The organism is Mycobacterium shottsii (assembly GCF_010728525.1).
Lineage (GTDB): Bacteria > Actinomycetota > Actinomycetes > Mycobacteriales > Mycobacteriaceae > Mycobacterium > Mycobacterium marinum.
Window position 1 is genome coordinate 2,826,838 of sequence record NZ_AP022572.1, and the last position, 16,894, is coordinate 2,843,731.

11 protein-coding genes and 3 pseudogenes are annotated in these 16,894 nt (G+C 65.3%); 9 read left to right on the forward strand and 5 right to left on the reverse strand.

Going from position 1 to position 16,894, the window contains the following annotated elements:
• Positions 1-151 precede the first annotated feature (151 nt).
• From groES to G6N41_RS13300, 3 genes and pseudogenes are all read left to right on the forward strand, one after another.
• The gene (groES, locus tag G6N41_RS13290) at positions 152-454 is read left to right on the forward strand and encodes a co-chaperone GroES (protein ID WP_011739140.1); all 303 of its coding nucleotides are present in this window, start codon (positions 152-154) and stop codon (positions 452-454) included.
• A gap of 92 nt (positions 455-546) precedes the next feature.
• Positions 547-2,166, forward strand: coding sequence for a chaperonin GroEL (groL, locus tag G6N41_RS13295; RefSeq protein ID WP_198967587.1), 1,620 nt, complete (start codon positions 547-549; stop codon positions 2,164-2,166).
• Positions 2,167-2,416: 250 nt separating this feature from the next.
• Positions 2,417-3,638, forward strand: a pseudogene (locus G6N41_RS13300) (Rv1453 family transcriptional regulator).
• Between the two features lie 10 nt (positions 3,639-3,648).
• On the opposite strand, the pseudogene G6N41_RS13305 reads toward G6N41_RS13300, so the two are convergent.
• Positions 3,649-4,522 (reverse strand): annotated as a pseudogene (locus G6N41_RS13305) (IS5 family transposase).
• A gap of 342 nt (positions 4,523-4,864) precedes the next feature.
• On the opposite strand from G6N41_RS13305, the gene G6N41_RS13310 reads away from it, so the two are divergent.
• A complete protein-coding gene (locus G6N41_RS13310; protein ID WP_198967588.1) occupies positions 4,865-5,035 on the forward strand; it encodes a hypothetical protein in 171 nt (56 codons plus the stop codon).
• 276 nt (positions 5,036-5,311) lie between these two features.
• Here G6N41_RS13310 and G6N41_RS13315 read toward each other — a convergent pair.
• A pseudogene (locus G6N41_RS13315) lies at positions 5,312-7,026 on the reverse strand (PPE domain-containing protein).
• Positions 7,027-7,574: 548 nt separating this feature from the next.
• Positions 7,575-9,194, reverse strand: coding sequence for a PPE family protein (locus G6N41_RS13320; RefSeq protein WP_198967589.1), 1,620 nt, complete (start codon positions 9,192-9,194; stop codon positions 7,575-7,577).
• Positions 9,195-9,526: 332 nt separating this feature from the next.
• Between G6N41_RS13320 and G6N41_RS13325 the strand changes: the two genes are divergently transcribed.
• Positions 9,527-11,182, forward strand: a complete 1,656-nt coding sequence (locus tag G6N41_RS13325; protein ID WP_198967590.1) for an amidohydrolase — start codon at positions 9,527-9,529, stop codon at positions 11,180-11,182.
• 46 nt (positions 11,183-11,228) lie between these two features.
• On the opposite strand, the gene G6N41_RS13330 is transcribed toward G6N41_RS13325, so the two are convergent.
• Positions 11,229-11,537, reverse strand: a complete 309-nt coding sequence (locus G6N41_RS13330) for a WhiB family transcriptional regulator (protein ID WP_198967591.1) — start codon at positions 11,535-11,537, stop codon at positions 11,229-11,231.
• A gap of 550 nt (positions 11,538-12,087) precedes the next feature.
• Between G6N41_RS13330 and G6N41_RS13335 the strand changes: the two genes are divergently transcribed.
• From G6N41_RS13335 to G6N41_RS13345, 3 genes are all read left to right on the forward strand, one after another.
• Positions 12,088-12,948: a hypothetical protein gene (locus tag G6N41_RS13335; protein ID WP_020732012.1), complete on the forward strand. Its 861-nt coding sequence runs from the start codon at positions 12,088-12,090 to the stop codon at positions 12,946-12,948.
• A 93-nt stretch (positions 12,949-13,041) separates the two neighbouring features.
• Positions 13,042-13,617 (forward strand): ECF RNA polymerase sigma factor SigD, encoded by a 576-nt coding sequence (gene sigD / locus G6N41_RS13340; RefSeq protein ID WP_198967592.1) that lies wholly within the window; start codon positions 13,042-13,044, stop codon positions 13,615-13,617.
• Positions 13,610-14,656: an anti-sigma-D factor RsdA gene (locus tag G6N41_RS13345; protein ID WP_198967593.1), complete on the forward strand. Its 1,047-nt coding sequence runs from the start codon at positions 13,610-13,612 to the stop codon at positions 14,654-14,656. Before sigD ends, G6N41_RS13345 begins: the two co-directional genes overlap by 8 nt.
• A 60-nt stretch (positions 14,657-14,716) precedes the next feature.
• On the opposite strand, the gene G6N41_RS13350 is transcribed toward G6N41_RS13345, so the two are convergent.
• Positions 14,717-15,130: a DUF5319 domain-containing protein gene (locus tag G6N41_RS13350; RefSeq protein WP_198967594.1), complete on the reverse strand. Its 414-nt coding sequence runs from the start codon at positions 15,128-15,130 to the stop codon at positions 14,717-14,719.
• A gap of 163 nt (positions 15,131-15,293) precedes the next feature.
• Between G6N41_RS13350 and guaB the strand changes: the two genes are divergently transcribed.
• Positions 15,294-16,892, forward strand: a complete 1,599-nt coding sequence (gene guaB / locus G6N41_RS13355) for an IMP dehydrogenase (RefSeq protein WP_198967595.1) — start codon at positions 15,294-15,296, stop codon at positions 16,890-16,892.
• The last annotated feature ends 2 nt before the right edge of the window (positions 16,893-16,894 follow it).

The window sequence follows — 16,894 nt, forward strand, 5'->3', positions numbered from 1 at the left end:
ACGGATGCCGAATCACCTGATAATTCGGACGGTTCGGGGCGCGCCCCGGACCGGCCGAAAACTCCGGTCCGGGCGAATAGTCCCGGATCCGAATCAAGATAATCCGGGGCGACAGCACCGGATCCGATCGAATTAGTGGAGGGCTCCAATCGTGGCGAAGGTGAACATCAAGCCACTCGAGGACAAGATTCTCGTGCAGGCCAACGAGGCCGAGACCACGACCGCGTCCGGTCTGGTCATTCCTGACACCGCCAAGGAGAAGCCCCAGGAGGGCACCGTCGTCGCAGTCGGCCCCGGCCGCTGGGACGAGGACGGCGAGAAGCGGATCCCGCTGGACGTGGCAGAGGGTGACACCGTCATCTACAGCAAGTACGGCGGCACCGAGATCAAGTACGGCGGCGAGGAGTACCTGATCCTGTCGGCGCGCGACGTGCTGGCTGTCGTTTCCAAGTAACCCCGTGTACCGCCCCGGCGATCCCCGTGTTCAAGCGCGGGTGATTTCCGGGGCGGCATGCGTTAGCGGACTAGCTGGGCATAAGGAGCCTGATGAGCAAGCTGATTGAGTACGACGAAACTGCGCGCCGCGCCATGGAGGCGGGCGTGGACAAGCTCGCCGACACGGTGCGGGTGACGTTGGGCCCGCGTGGTCGGCATGTGGTGCTGGCCAAGTCGTTCGGTGGCCCCACCGTCACCAACGACGGCGTCACCGTGGCCCGTGACATCGACCTGGAAGACCCGTTCGAGAACCTGGGCGCCCAGCTGGTGAAGTCGGTGGCCACCAAGACCAACGATGTCGCCGGCGACGGCACCACCACCGCGACGGTGCTGGCCCAGGCGCTGGTCAAGACCGGCCTGCGGTTGGTCGCCGCCGGAATCAACCCGATCGCGCTGGGTTCGGGAATCGGCAAGGCCGCCGACGCGGTGTCGGAGGCCCTGCTTGCCTCGGCCACGCCGGTGTCGGGCAAGGACGCCATCGCGCAGGTCGCCACGGTCTCCTCGCGCGACCAGCTGATCGGTGATCTGGTTGGCGAGGCGATGAGCAAGGTCGGCCACGACGGTGTGGTCAGTGTCGAAGAATCCTCGACGCTGGGCACCGAGCTGGAGTTCACCGAGGGTGTCGGTTTCGACAAGGGATACCTCTCGGCCTACTTCGTCACCGACTTCGACGCTCAGCAGGCCGTTCTCGAAGACCCGCTGATCCTGCTGCACCAGGACAAGATCAGCTCGCTGCCCGACCTGCTGCCGTTGCTGGAGAAGGTCGCCGAATCGGGCAAGCCGTTGATGATCATCGCCGAGGACATCGAGGGCGAGGCGTTGGCGACCCTGGTTGTGAACTCCATTCGCAAGACGCTGAAGGCGATCGCGGTCAAGTCGCCCTACTTCGGCGACCGGCGCAAGGCCTTCCTGCAGGACCTGGCCGCGGTGACCGGCGCTGAGGTGGTCAACCCCGACGCCGGCCTGGTGCTGCGGGAGGTGGGGCTGGAGGTGATGGGCTCGGCGCGGCGCGTCCTGGTCAGCAAGGACGACACCATCATCGTCGACGGCGGCGGTGCCCCGGAAGCGGTCGAGGCGCGGGTGAATCTGCTGCGCTCCGAGATCGACAGAAGTGACTCCGAGTGGGACCGCGAGAAGCTGGGCGAGCGGCTGGCCAAGCTGGCCGGCGGCGTGGCCGTCATCAAGGTTGGTGCCGCCACCGAGACCGAGCTCAAGAAGCGCAAGGAAAGCGTCGAGGACGCGGTCGCGGCGGCCAAGGCTGCCGTCGAGGAGGGCATCGTGGCCGGGGGCGGGTCCGCCCTGATCCAGGCTCGCAACGCGCTCAAGGACTTGCGTGCGTCGTTGTCGGGCGATGAGGCGGTCGGCGTGGACGTGTTCTCCGAGGCACTGGCCGCGCCGCTGTACTGGATTGCCACCAACGCCGGTCTGGACTGTTCGGTCGTGGTCAACAAGGTCAGCGAGCTTCCGGCCGGACACGGTCTGAACGCGGCCACCCTGACCTACGGCGACTTGGCTGCCGACGGCATCGTCGACCCGGTCAAGGTGACTCGCTCGGCAGTGCTCAACGCGTCATCGGTGGCACGTATGGTGCTGACCACCGAGACGGCGATTGTCGACAAGCCGGCCGAGCCAGAAGACGATGGCCACGGCCATCACGGCCACGCGCACTAGCCGCAGGCATCCGAAACACCCCCGGTCCTTCGCGGCCGGGGGTGTTTTCGTGTCTGAGGCTGAAGGGGCGCTCACGTGAGATTGCCTCGGGCACGCGAGACTTAATCCCTTGCGAGCATCTACGGCGTGTTGTCGCGGAGGTTTAAGTGTCGCGGGCTGGCTGAACCGCGGCTAACCGGCCATGCACAAAACAGTCAAATCTAGGTGCTCGATGGTGCAGAAGTGTGCGCCCGCGGGCTACCGTGAGTGAGTGCTGTGGCAAGGTCCGTCCCCGCGGGTGGGTGAGCTGATCCGGCAGGTGGCGAAAGCCGTACTGGACGGTTCTCAGCAATGGTTGGACGAGTACGACCGGGTGACCATGGCGGCCAACCCCGCCATTGCCGATGATCCCGTCCTGGCCGAGGCGACCCGCCGCAGCATCCGCTCCAGCCTGATTCACTGGGCCGCGGCCAACGTGAGCAACCCCGGTGCTCCGGTCGCGCCCAATCTCGGCCCCGAGCCGCTAAGCATTGCCCGTGACATGGTGCGCCGCGGCCTGGACCCGTTCACGTTTCGGATCGCGCAAACGGTGGGCTGGCGGTTGTGGATGGGCGTCGCTTTTGGGTTAACCAGCGATCCCGACGAACTGCGCGAGCTGTTCGAGGTGACCTACCGGTCGATCAGCGAGTTCGTCGAGGCCACCTCTGCCGGCATCGCCGCCCAGATGCAGCGCGAACGCGACGAACTGGCTCGCGGCACACACGCCGAACGACGCGAAGTCACCGCTTTGATCCTCGACGGTGCGCCGATCAGCCGCCAGCGCGCCGAGGTTCGATTGGGGATACGCGCTCAACCGCACACATACCGCCGCCGTCATCTGGAGTGACGAGCCCGATGGCGACCTGAATCGGCTCGACCGGGTCGTCGACGCCTTCGGCCGTGCCGCCGGGTTCGCGCGGCCGCTGACCGTGATCGCCGGCGCGGCAACCCGTTGGGTGTGGGTGGCCAATGCGGCCAACACCACCCTTGACGTCGAGCAGGTTGAGCAGGCGGTCCGAGACGTTCCCGGAGCGCGAATCGCCATCGGCGCCGCCGCGACGGGAATCGAGGGCTTCCGGCGCAGCCATCTGGAGGCGCTAACCACCCAGCGGATGGTGGCCGGGCTGAATTCTCGCCAGCGAGTCGCGTTGTTTGCCGATATCCAGTTGATCGCTTTGATTGCACAAAACCCCGAAGCCACAAATGATTTCATCAAGAACACGCTCGGGGATTTCGAGTCGGCCGGTGCTGAGCTGCACAAGACGGTGCTGACCTTCGTCAATGAGCAGTGCAGCATCGGGCGCACCACCAAGGTGCTCTACACGCATCGCAACACCCTGCTGCGCCGACTCGACCGCGCTCAGCAACTGTTGCCTCGGCCTTTGGACCACAGCAGCGTGCATGTTGCCGTCGCCCTCGAAGCGCTGCAGTGGCGCGGCAATCCGCCCGCCTAGGTCCTGTCTGCTAATTGCGGACGCGGTGGTAGGTGATGATGGCGGCCAGGGTGACACCGCCGAGGTAGGTCAGGGCGTATTTGTCGTAGCAGGTGGCGACCGCGCGCCAGTGTTTGAGCCGGTTGAAGCTTCGCTCGACGGTGTTACGGTGCTTGTAGATTCGGCCTGAGAACCCCGGAGGCCGTCCTCCGTTGCGGCCTTTGGCTTTGCGGCGGGTGATCTGGTCGCTGCGCTCGGGGATGGTATGGGCGATCTTGAGCCGGCGCAGCTGTGCCCGCGTCGAGTCATGGGAGTACGCCTTGTCCGCCAGCAGGTGAAACGGGGCGTATGAGTTGCTGCACCGGGCGGCCAGCAGTGGCCAAAGCATCGGATTATCACCGGCTTGACCGGCCGACAGTGCCAGGGTGACCGGACTGCACAGCTGGTCGGTCAAGGCGTGGATCTTGGTAGTCAGCCCGCCGCGGGAACGCCCAATGGCGTGGTCATCGGGCTCATCGAGATATTTCTTGTAATTCGACAGATCCCCCTGTGCGGCGCCCGGGGCGCGCTCCGGCTGCGTGTTGGTGGGCGCGCACACTGGTCGAATCGACCGACAACAGTGCGCCCAGGTCGGCGTCCTCGGCGTCGAGGTCAGAGGCGATCGCCGCGAAGATCCGCGCGTAGATGCCATCGACCGACCAGCGTAGATGCCTCTCGGCCACCGATTGCCAGGGACCGAAGTGCTCGGGCAGGTCACACCACGGAGATCCCGTACGGTAACGCCAGATAATGCCCTCCAGAGTACGTCGATGATCGTTCCACGGCCGGCCACGCCGCCGCCCCGCAGGCAACACCGCCACGATCAGCGACCACAAATCATCAGAAATCGCATGCGTCCGCATCACCCAAACAGCATCAGCCAAAACACCATTCACATTAAGCAGACACGCCCTAGGCGATTCTGGTTTCGGGGGAGGGGGAGCTGGGACGACTAGCGTCGTCCCATCCCACCCATTCCGTCCATTCCGCCGATCCCGCCCATCCCGGCGTGCCCGCCGGCGGCGGTGGGTCCTGCGATTCCGCCGGGCCACCCCGGGGTTCCGGGCGCGCCAACTTGGGGCCCATACGGTCCATACGGTTCGCCGGGGGCGGGAGGTCCACCAGGTCCTCCGGGGCCACCCCATCCACCGGGTCCGTACACGCCGCCCGGGGTGCCTGGCGGCGGCGGCCCATTTTGGGCAGGCGCCGTGGTTGCGGGCACCGGGCTGATCACGCATTGTTGCGCCACGTTGTCCCAGGTCCACCCCGACATGCAGTTGTGGTCATCGGCCCGGCTGATCGCCGGTGTGCCGAGTCCGATCACCGGCGCCGCAGCGAATGCGAACGCGCATGCGGCGATCGCGGCGCCGCGTCGTTGAAAGTTCCTCATCGGGGTTCTCTTTCTGTCGCTATCTGGTCCGACCGGGTTCCGTCGCCCGGTGAAGTGCTTGATGCTCTCCATGATCAACGGCCCAGCGCCGCCTACCAAGGTGCAAAAGCGACCAAATTGCGGGTATGGGTGGTGCAGAAGTGTGCGCGGCGGTGCACGGTGATGTCGGCGGCTGCCGCCGGGTTATGCGCGTGCGTTGACGGCCGCCTGCCGCGATCTCGTCGAACCGAGGCGGGTGCGGGCTCTTAGCTACCCGGAACCGGGATCAGGACTTGATGGCCAGCTTGCTGAGGCTGAACAGGCCCGAGTTGGCGGTGCCCCAGTTGAAGAAGCCAGAGTTGAAGCCACTGACCTGACCCAGCGCGAAGGGGCCGATGGCCTCCGAGTAGCCGGTGTTGAAGAAGCCCGAACTGACGCCAACCTCGAATGCCGTTCCGACCGCGGTGTTTCCAAAGCCCGAGACGCCGTGACCATAGCTGCTCTCGTCTGCCGCGTTTCCGAATCCTGAGACGCCGTAACCGGTGTTGAAGAATCCCGAGCTATCCGTTGCGGTGAGGCCGACCTCGCCGGCGTCGGTGGCGTTACCGATGCCGGTGTTGACATTGCCCGCGTTCAGGAATCCGGTGTTGATGTGGCCCGAGTTGCCGATGCCCGTGTTGACCTCGCCCGAGTTCAAGAAGCCCGTGTTGAGGTTGTTCCCGTTGAATCCGCCGGTATTGATTGAGCCCGCGTTGCCGAAGCCGGTGTTGAGCAAGCCGCTGTTGCCGAAGCCGGCGTTTCCGCTGCCCGCGTTCCCGAACCGAGGTTGCCGGTGCCGGAGTTGCCGACGCCAAAGCTGTTGAGCTGGCCCGGGAACACCGAATTGGTGCCCGAGCTGAAGGCGCCGATGTTGCCGTCGCCGGAGTTGAAGAAGCCGATGTTGTTACTGCCCGAGTTACCAATTCCGATGTTGCCGCTACCCGTGTTCAGGCCGTCGAAGTGGAACTGGCCGGCCGCCGTGTCGTAATACGCGCCCCCGACACCGACCAAATTGTTGCCATTGAGTCCGAACCCGATGTTGCCAATACCGGTATTGCCGCCGCCGATATTGCCGTCTCCGGTGTTGCCGAGGCCGAAGTTGCCGTTGCCGGTATTACCGATACCGATGTTGTTCTCGCCCGGCGTCACGTGGAAGGTGAACAGGTTGGGATTGGAGAGGTCTGCGGGGCCGGCGTTGCCGAAGCCGAAGTTACCGGTCCCGTTATTGCCGAAGCCAAAGTTGAAGTTGCCGATGTTTCCGGCGCCGAGGTTGTTGTTGCCGTTGTTTCCGCCGCCGATGTTGTAGTTCCCCGACTGCGGGGGCACCAGTGCGCTGTTTCCCTCGCCGCTGTTGCCGACGCCGATGTTGCCGATCCCGGTGTTGCCGCTACCGAGGTTCGCATTGCCCTTGTTGCCCAGCCCCAGGTTCGGCAGGCTCTGCAGTATCTGCTGCAACCCGCTCGGCAGGCTTGCCGCCGCGGATGACGCCCCGCCGTGGTAGCCGACCATCGCGGCGACATCCTGGGCCCACATCTGCTCGTACTGGCCCTCGGCGGCCATGATTGCGGGCGCATTGAGCCCGAACAAGTTGGTTCGAATCAGCTGGACGAACACGTTGCGGTTGGCCAGCACCTCCAGCGGATTAATCATCGCGGCGCGCGCGACCTCAAACGCTCCGGCCACGGCCTTGGCCTGGGAGGCTGCCCCCGCGGCTTGGGTTGACGCCGCGCTCAAGAACTGCGCGTACGGGGTGGCCACGGCGTTCATCGCCGCCGAGGCCGCGCCCTGCCACGCGTCGCTGACTAAGCCCGAGGTCACCGATGAGAACGATGATGCCGCCGTGCCGAGCTCGGAGGCCAGGCCCTCCCAGGCCGCGGCCGCATCAAGCATCGGGGCCGATCCGGCACCGGAGAACATCAAGGATGAATTGATCTCCGGCGGCAACATTGCAAAGTTCGTCATGGTAGACCCCTACCTGTAGCGTTTGCTGCTCTGGAAGCGACTGTGTCGCCGTGCAATCGAGCAATTCGCCACGAATGCTACGACGTTGTCTTCTTCGATATTGGCCTTTTGGCCAGAATTCCGATCAAGGTTGATCGGTCGATCTGGCACGTCAATTATGTTGAGCGCGCGCCCACGGGCGAGCAAATGGCACCCCTTGATGCGACGCCCACCTGAGGCTTCGCGGGGCGCCGGCCGGGTCGGCCCGGCCTTCGAGCGCTTCCGCGGATTTCCGGGTAACCCCTCGCGCCACAACATGACTCGTCGAGAGAGGCTGCTCCATCCGGTCGCCGGGCAAGGGTGCGCAACAAGGTGAGTTTGCGCGGCCGCGCCGGCGGGTTGTGCAGGGTGGGAGACGAAGTTCGTCCCGATACCGGCCAGGGTTGTCGTCCAAGTCGGCGCCGGAGATGCGCCTCCGTATGGGTCCCGCCGGCTAGACACCGCCAAGTTCGAAGATCTGCTCGCGGTGCAATGCGTGGGGTCGCAGTCCGGCGCCCGGGTCAATCCGATCATCGCGCCAGCTGACTGAGGCTGAATAAACCCGACACGGCGATGCCGGTGTTGAAAATGCCCGAGTTGAAGCCGCTGAGCACACCGCTGGCAAAGGGGCCTATGGGGTCGGTGAGACCGGTATTGAAAAAGCCCGAGCTGACTCCGGTATAGCTGGAGCCCCCCGCGGCAGTGTTGAAGAAGCCCGACATGTCGCCGCTGCGGAAACCGCCGGTGGCCGTGTTTCCGAAGCCCGAGATTCCGACCTTGCCGGTGTTGCCGAACCCTGAGGTAGCCAGGCCGCTATCGGTGGTGGCCCCGACGCCGGTGTTCACGTCGCCCGAATTCCAAAAGCCGGTGTTCTCGTGGCCGGAGTTCCCAAAGCCGGTGTTTGTCTTGCCCGAGTTCAAAAAGCCCGTGTTGAGGTTGTTCCCATTAAACGCGCCGGTATCAATCGAGCCGGCGTTCCCGACCCCGGTGTTCAGCAGGCCGGAGTTTCCGGCGCCGAAGTTTCCCGCGCCCGCGTTCCCGACGCCGAAGTTGCCGATGCCGGAGTTCCCGACGCCAAAGCTGTTGAGGTGACCCGGCAGAACGCTGTTGGTGCCCGAGCTGAAGGCGCCGATGTTGCCGTCGCCGGAGTTGAAGAAGCCGATGTTGTTGTTGCCCGAATTCCCGATGCCGATGTTGCCGCTGCCCGTGTTCAGGCCGTCGAAATGGAACTGGCCGGCGGCCGTGTCGTAGTAGGCACCGCCGACGCCGACCAAATTGCTGCCCAGCAGGCCGAGCCCGATGTTGTTATTGCTGTAGTTGCCGTCGCCGAGGTTGCCCAGGCCGAAGTTGTTGTTGCCGGTGTTGCCCATGCCGACGTTGTTGTTGCCCGGCGCCGGTTGCAGGGCGAACGGGTTTAGTCTCGACAGGTTGGCCGGGCCGCCGTTGCCGAAGCCGATGTTCCCGTCGCCCTTGTTGCCGAAGCCGAAGTTGAAGTTGCCGTTGTTTCCGCCGCCGATGTTGTAGTTGCCCGCGATTCCAGGTGTGATCGGGGTGTTTCCCACACCGCTGTTTCCGTTGCCGATGTTTGCGTTGCCGATGTTTCCGATACCCAGGTTGGGCAGGGTTTTCAGCAGCTGCTGTAGACCGCCGGGCAACGCGGCTGCCGCTGACGACACCCCGGCGTGGTAGCCGGCCATCGTGGCCACGTCCTGGGCCCACATCTGCTCGTAGTGGCCCTCGGTGGCCATGATGGCCGGTGCGTTGAGCCCCAGCCAATTTGACTGAACCAACTTGAGGAACGCGCTGCGGTTGGCCGCCACGGCCAACGGATGGACCATCGCCGCGCGCGCGTCCTCGAACACACCGGCCACCGCCTTGGCCTGGGTGGCCGCCGCGGCGGCTCGGGTCGAGGCCGCGCCCAACAATTTCGCATAGGAGCTGGCCGCGGCCGTCATCGCCGCGCTGGCTGCGCCTTGCCAGGCATCTCCGGCCAATCCGGAGGTCACCGACGAAAATGACGATGCCGCCACACCCAGCTCCGAGGCCATGCTGTCCCAGGCGGTCGCGGCGTTGAGCATCGGTGCCGAACCCGCACCGGTGAACATCCGCAAGGAATTGACCTCGGGTGGCAACATCGCAAAGCTCGTCATGGTCGGCCCCTGCCCGTATCGTTTGCTGCTCCGGCGGCGACCAGGCCGCCGTGGAATCGCAATCCGCCAGGAATGCTAGGACCGCCACCGCGATGTCAGCTCGGATTTTCGTCTTTGCGCCAGGCCGGACCCAGGTTGGCGGTCAGCTCTAATGAGAGTTGTGGGTGGACGGTTTCCCCGAGTGTCGGTGGCGTCTCGGGGCGAGGTTGTCTGCCAGGTAATGCCTTGTGCCACAACATGGTCGGCCTTGACCGCTGGACAGATGAAGTAACCGATGTTGCGCGTGTTGTTCAAGGCCGCAGTAGGATGACGGCAATCAAGAGGGGGTCTACGTGACCGGTGACGCCGATGCCATCTACACCAACGGTGACATCGTCACAGTTGACGATGAGCAGCCAACAGTCGAAGCGGTCGCGGTCAAGGATGGGCGCATCGTTGCGGTCGGGGCCCACGACGATGTGGTCCGCGAACATCTGGGGCCGCACACACGGCGCGTCGATCTTGCCGGAAATACCTTGCTACCGGGATTCATCGACCCGCACAGCCACTACATGAATGCACTGACGGTGGCCAACCAGGTCAACGTGTTCGCACCGCCAGCCGGCCCGGCGGCAGATGTCGAGGCGATTGTCGCGGAGCTCAAGAAGTTCCGGGACGCGCGCGACATTGCCGACGGCGAGATCATCATGGCCTACGGATATGACGAGACGGTCATGCCCGATGGGCGCACGCTGCATCGCGAAGACCTCGACGCGGTCTTCCCGAACAACCCGGTGCTGGTCGGGCACGTATCCCTGCACGGGGCCGTGCTCAATTCCGCGGCGATGCAAAAGTTTGGCATCTCGGCGGACACCGAAACGCCGCCGGGCGGGGTGATCGTGCGCAAGGAAGGTTCCACCGAACCCGACGGCCTGATCATGGAAACCGCGTTCCTGCCGATTTTCGCTTCGCTGCCCAAGCCCACGCCGGAGCAAGAGGTGCAATGGAGCATTGCCGGTCAACTGCTGTACGCGGCGGTCGGTATCACCACCGCGCACGAGGGATTGACCCACGCGGCCGACGTTGCCTTGCTGCGGCGGGCGGCCGCCGGTGGGGCCGACCTCATTGACGTCATCGCGTACCCGTTCATCCTCGAACTCGACGAGGTACTGCCGGAAAATCCGGCCGACACATTCGGGACGTACCACAACCGGCTCAAGCTCGGCGGCGTGAAAATCACTCTCGACGGCTCGCCGCAGGGCCGAACCGCGTTCTTCACCACCCCCTACCTGGCCGATGGGCCCGGCGGCGAAAAGAACTGGTCCGGCGAGCTGCCCTTCTCACAGGAGACCGTCAACGGGTGGTTCAAACGGGTTTACGACCTCGGTTTGCCGCTGAACATCCACGCCAACGGAGATGGGGCGATTGACGTCCTGCTGGCCGCGCATGAGTACGCGGCCGCCGATGACCCCACCAAAGACCGCCACACCACGGTGATTCATTCCCAGTTCGTGCGGCGGGATCAGCTCGCGAAGTATGTCGAGTACAACCTGATTCCCTCACTGTTCACCGAGCACGCGTTCTACTTCGGCGACACCCACGTGCGGCTGCGCGGCAAGGAGCAGGCCCATTTCCTCAGCCCGATGCGGGCCGCCATCGACATGGGGCTACGTCTGACCAACCACACCGACTTCAACGTCACGCCCCTGGACCAGATGTTCGTGTTGTGGACGGCGGTCAATCGCGTCTCGCGCGGTGGGGAAGTCATTGGGGCGGATCAGCGCGTAACAGCGCTCGAGGCGCTGAAGGCGATCACCATCAACGCCGCATATCAGTACTCCGAGGAGCAGTCCAAGGGTTCGATCACGGTGGGCAAGCTCGCCGGTCTGGTGATCGTGGACAACAATCCACTGTCCGTGGATCCGATGAAGTTAAAGGACATCGCGGTCCTCGAGACCATCAAAGAGGGGCGCACGATCTATCGCGAGCCCGTGACGCAGTCGTCGTAGGCCCAGGCCGCGATAGCGGGCCAACCCGGGGGGAGAACCGGGACGATCAGGCAGTGCGGCGGATCCCCCGAGTGCGTCCGATGCCGCCCTTGAGCAGCAGGTCACGCTCGGACTCGGACAAACCGCCCCAAACGCCGTAGGGCTCAGCCACATCGAGTGCGTGGGAGCGGCACTCTTCGATCACCGGGCAGCGCCGGCACATCTCTTTGGCGCGCTGTTCGCGTTGCATGCGGGCCCGGCCGCGCTCGCCGTCGGGGTGGAAGAACATCGATGAGTCGACACCGCGGCATAGGCCCTGCAACTGCCAGTTCCAGATGTCGGCGTTGGGCCCAGGTAGCTGCTCTGGCTGTGGCATTGCTGATTCCCTCTCTGCACGGCACACCCGAGGTTTTATGTTCGCGACTCGCGAGTTGTGCACTGACTTTTCAGAGGCGTCAACGATGACTACCCGAACAAAGGTAAACGCTAGGGGCGTTGCCGAATTTCCGTCAATAGCCACCGTTGACCGTGAAATACCTGGGCGTTGGATGAGAATTAACTCCGCGTTCATCTGCCTCGCATTTGTGGAAGACAAAGCGTGCTAGGAAGACGACCTAGATATCCTGATTTCCCCAGGTCGCTGGCCTACTGTGAGCTACCTGTAATTATTCTGAAGATAGCTGTGAGTAATACTGCCGTAACATGGAAAGCACAAACTTTTTACCATTGGCGTCGAGTGGATGGTCGAATATCACAGTCTTGTTCGGCACTCGAGGCGTACCGCGTGCCGTTACCATATTCGCTCGAGCGCTTGTCATCCAGGTGAGTCGTGTTGCGCAGGTCACGGACGCCGCCGGTCGCCCCGGGTGCCGGCATTGTCGGGGCGCCAACACCTCCGATAACTTCAGGGATCAATGGGCGCATGTGTGGGGCCCGGCATCACCGAGAGCGACGACCGAAACTTCGCGGTTGTTGCGTCGGCGATCGAGTCAACGCTCGACGATGCCGCGTTCGGAAGTAGGCCAGACCGCTGGCCGCTGCCTGCGGCGATCACGCCGCGTCAGCTGTGGCTGCGTGCCGTCGCCGCCGGCGGCCAGGGCCGCTACGGCAGTGCGTATAGCGATCTGGCGCTGCTGCGGCGCCGGGTGCCGGCCGATCGCTGGTCCTCGCTGGCGCACAGCACGCACGCGTCATTTCTGCGCCAGCTGGGGTGGCACACGCGGGCGCGCCGTTGGGACGGTCGTGCCCTAGCGCTGGCCCGTGCCGATCCCGAGGCCGCAACCGATGCGCTGGTGGGCCTTGCTGCCGACGCGCTGGGTGTCGGCCGCTTCGCCGCATCGGCGGCGCTACTGAGTCGTGCCGACACCGTCGTCGCCGCCGCGCAATTGCCGCCCCAGGTGGCCCACCGGCTGGCGGTGCGCCGCTGCTGGGTCGGGGCGGAGCTGGCCATGTTCTCCGGCGACGGCCGTACCGCGGTGGGCCTTGCCGAGCGGGGGGTTGAGCTGGCCCGCGCCAGCGGCGGTGCGTCGGCCAGGCACCGGGTCAAAAGTGATGTGGTGCTGGCGGCGGCGTTATGCAGCGCCGGCGTCATCGACAAAGCGCGCGTGATCGGCGAGGCGGCCCTCGACGATGCCGGACGGCTGGGGCTGATCCCGCTGCGCTGGGCGCTGGCTTGCTTGCTGATCGATACCGAAAGCGTCACGCTTCCGGTAAGTCAGTTGCGCGAGATTCGCGATATCTGCGCAGATCAGGTGTGGCGCGCCGGTGGAACCTGGCGTCCCGCTTGAATTGCTGTTTGACCGTTATTGTCAATCCGTTAGCTAGCCCCGTTAGTTAGCCCGGGATGTGTCCGGTTCGTAACGTTGGAGATATCGCCGTCGATGACAATTGAAGGGGAACGTCTCGACGCTGTGGTTGCGGAGGCCGTGGCAGGAGACCGGAACGCGCTTCGGGAGGTGCTGGAGACCATTCGTCCGATCGTTGTGCGGTATTGCCGAGCTCGCGTCGGCACGGTCGAGCGCAGTGGCCTCTCAGCAGATGATGTGGCACAGGAGGTCTGTTTGGCCACCATTACGGCGTTGCCGCGCTATCGGGACCGAGGGCGCCCCTTCTTGGCCTTTCTGTACGGCATCGCGGCACACAAGGTCGCCGACGCGCATCGCGCCGCCGGGCGCGATCTTGCCTACCCGGCCGAATCGGTTCCAGAGCGCCGATCCGCCGATGCCGGTCCCGAGCAACTCGCCATCGAGGCCGATTCGGTCACCCGGATGAACGAATTGCTCGAGATACTGCCGGCCAAACAGCGTGAAATTCTGATTTTGCGCGTGGTTGTCGGTCTGTCCGCCGAGGAAACCGCGGCCGCTTTGGGTAGCACCACCGGGGCGGTCCGGGTGGCCCAGCACCGCGCACTTCAACGACTCAAGGACGAAATCGTCGCGGCGGGTTATTATGCCTGAATCTGGATTTGCTCTCGGCGACCAGCCGGGGTTGGACCAGGTGGCTCGCACCGATCTGCTTCTCGATGCGCTCGCCGGCCGCGAACGGTTCAGCCTCAACGATCCCGACGATGACGCGCTGGCCGCCCTGATGGGCGAATGGCGCGACGACCTGCGCTGGCCGCCGGCCAGCGCGCTGGTGTCGCAGAATGAGGCCGTTGATGCGCTGATCCTGGGGCTTTCCGAACGCCGCCGGTCGCGCCGCGCCTGGGCAGCGATCGGCTCGGTTGCGGCGACATTGCTGGCATTGAGCGGGCTTGGCGCCGTGGTGGCCGACGCCCGTCCCGGCGACCTGCTCTACGGCCTGCACGCGATGCTGTTCAACGAGCCGCGGGTCACTGAAGAACAGATCATGTTGTCCGCCAAGGCCGATCTCGCCAAGGCCGAGCAGATGATCGCGCAGGGGCAATGGGACCAAGCCGAGAGCCAGCTGGCCGAGGTCAGCAGCACCCTGCAGACCGTCAACGACGGCAGCCGCCGACAGTACCTGCTAAACGAGCTGAATCAGCTCAACACCAAGGTCGAAAAGCGCGATCCGAATGCGACTCTGCCAGCTGGCGGGCCGCCACAGTCCGGGCCCACCGGGGTGCTCGCACCGCAGGTTCCTCCGGGCAACTCGCTGATACCCCTGGCTCCGGAAACGGTGTCGCCCGTGCCGCCGAACGAATCGGGCGCGCCGGAATCGGCACCGGCGCCCAGTGCGTCGCCAACCACGACGGGGGCCAAGCCGTCGGCATCGGTACCGCCCGCGGGCGCGACCGCGACCAGTCCAGCACCCACGTCGGTCCCAACGCCGCCCGTTTCGGCGGTTGTCCCAGGCGAGACGCCCGCCGACACGTCTGTGGTGGCGCCAGGCTCGCCGGCAACCGCCGGCGCTGCGGCACCTGGGCCGGCTAAGTCGGCAGCACCCGGCGACGCGACCAACCCGGGAAGTCCGGTGGTTCAAACGTCCGGACAGCCAGAACCGGCGGAACCCGCACCAGCAGGCCCAGTTTCCTGACGGGCTGGCGGGGGCGCTCAGTAGCGGATACGGCTCGCTTCCAGCCGTTGCAACACTCGCTCAGTAGCGGTGGTGGAACCCGTCCGCGTCGGATGTCGCTTCGTTGAGCGAGGCATCGGCGTAACCGCGGCAGTAATCCCAGGTGACGTAAGCATCCGGCTCGGGGTCGTAGGCCGGCTCGTGTGGGCGGACGGTGCCGTCGATCAACAACTGCAGCAGGTTCGCGCGCAGCATGTCCCAGTCGTGATAGTGATCCTGTTGACACTCGTCGCAGCACACCATGAGTCCGCGGATTCCCTTGTGGGCCAACAACGCCTCGTAAACCGCGAGATCGGCCAAATCGGCCTCCACCGCCATCCGCTCTTGCTGATCCAGCGGCTGGCCGGGTTCTACGGCTTCCAGGGCTGCCGACGGATCGCAGGGGTCGTCGGCAAAGGGATCGGGCGGCAAACCCGGCGGGAGGTGGTCGCGCACCTCCCTAGCCTACGCAGGCAGGCAGCCATCGCGCCAGAAATTGCGTGGGCGCGCCTTGCGGTCTGTTTCGGACTCGCGCCACACCCCAAGCTGCGGCTCGGTCACAGTCTGGGAGCCGATAGGATGGGTCTTTCACTCCACCATGCGTATGGAGGCCCCACCGATGTCCCGTGGCATGTCCCACTTGGAAGACAGCTCCGACCTGTTCGACAGCCCCTACATGCGCGATGCCCGTGTTGGGGACCTGTCCGGCGACTCGGTGTCCACCGGCGGCGACGATCCGCACAAGGTGGCGATGCTCGGGCTGACTTTCGACGACGTCTTGCTACTGCCGGCCGCCTCGGACGTGGTGCCCAGCACCGCTGACACGTCCAGTCAGCTCACCAAGAAGATCCGGCTCAAGGTGCCGCTGGTCAGCTCGGCGATGGACACCGTCACCGAGTCCCGGATGGCGATCGCGTTGGCCCGGGCCGGCGGCATGGGGGTGCTACACCGCAACCTGCCGGTGGCCGAGCAGGCCAGCCAGGTCGAGACGGTCAAGCGCTCGGAGGCGGGGATGGTCACCGATCCGGTGACCTGCCGGCCGGACAACACCCTGGCCCAGGTAGACGCGTTGTGTGCCCGGTTCCGCATTTCTGGCCTGCCGGTGGTCGACGACGCGGATGCGCTGGTGGGCATCATCACCAACCGGGACATGCGCTTCGAGGTCGACCAGTCCAAGCAAGTCGCCGAGGTGATGACCAAGGCCCCGCTGATCACCGCGCAGGAGGGGGTCAGTGCGTCGGCGGCCCTGGGCCTGTTGCGCCGGCATAAAATCGAGAAACTGCCGGTCGTCGACGGAAGCGGCCGGTTGACCGGGCTGATCACGGTCAAAGACTTCGTCAAGACCGAGCAACATCCGCTGGCCACCAAGGACAGCGACGGCCGGCTGCTGGTGGGCGCGGCCGTCGGTGTCGGGGGCGACGCCTGGGTCCGCGCCATGATGCTGGTGGACGCCGGGGTCGACGTGCTGATCGTTGACACCGCGCACGCCCACAACAGGCTGGTGCTCGACATGGTCAGCAAACTCAAACTCGAAGTCGGTGAGCGGGTCGAAGTGGTCGGCGGCAATGTGGCCACCAGGTCGGCGGCCGCGGCCCTGGTCGACGCCGGCGCCGACGCGGTCAAGGTTGGCGTGGGCCCGGGGTCGATCTGCACCACCCGGGTGGTGGCCGGTGTCGGCGCCCCGCAAATCACCGCGATCCTGGAAGCGGTCGCGGTGTGCCGGCGGGCGGGCATCCCGGTGATCGCCGACGGTGGGCTTCAGTACTCCGGTGACATCGCCAAGGCGCTGGCCGCCGGTGCATCGACGGCCATGCTGGGGTCACTGCTGGCCGGTACCGCCGAGGCGCCCGGTGAACTGATTTTCGTCAACGGCAAGCAATACAAGAGCTATCGCGGCATGGGTTCCCTCGGTGCCATGCAGGGCCGGGGCGGGGCGAAGTCCTACTCCAAGGACCGCTACTTCGCCGACGATGCCTTGAGCGAGGACAAGTTGGTACCCGAGGGAATCGAGGGCCGGGTGCCGTTCCGCGGCCCGCTGGCCTCGGTGATCCACCAGTTGACCGGCGGTTTGCGCGCCGCGATGGGCTACACGGGCTCGCCCACCATCGAGGTGCTGCAACAGGCGCAGTTTGTCCGCATCACGCCCGCTGGCCTCAAAGAGAGCCATCCGCACGACGTCGCCATGACCGTCGAAGCGCCCAACTACTACGCACGCTGACG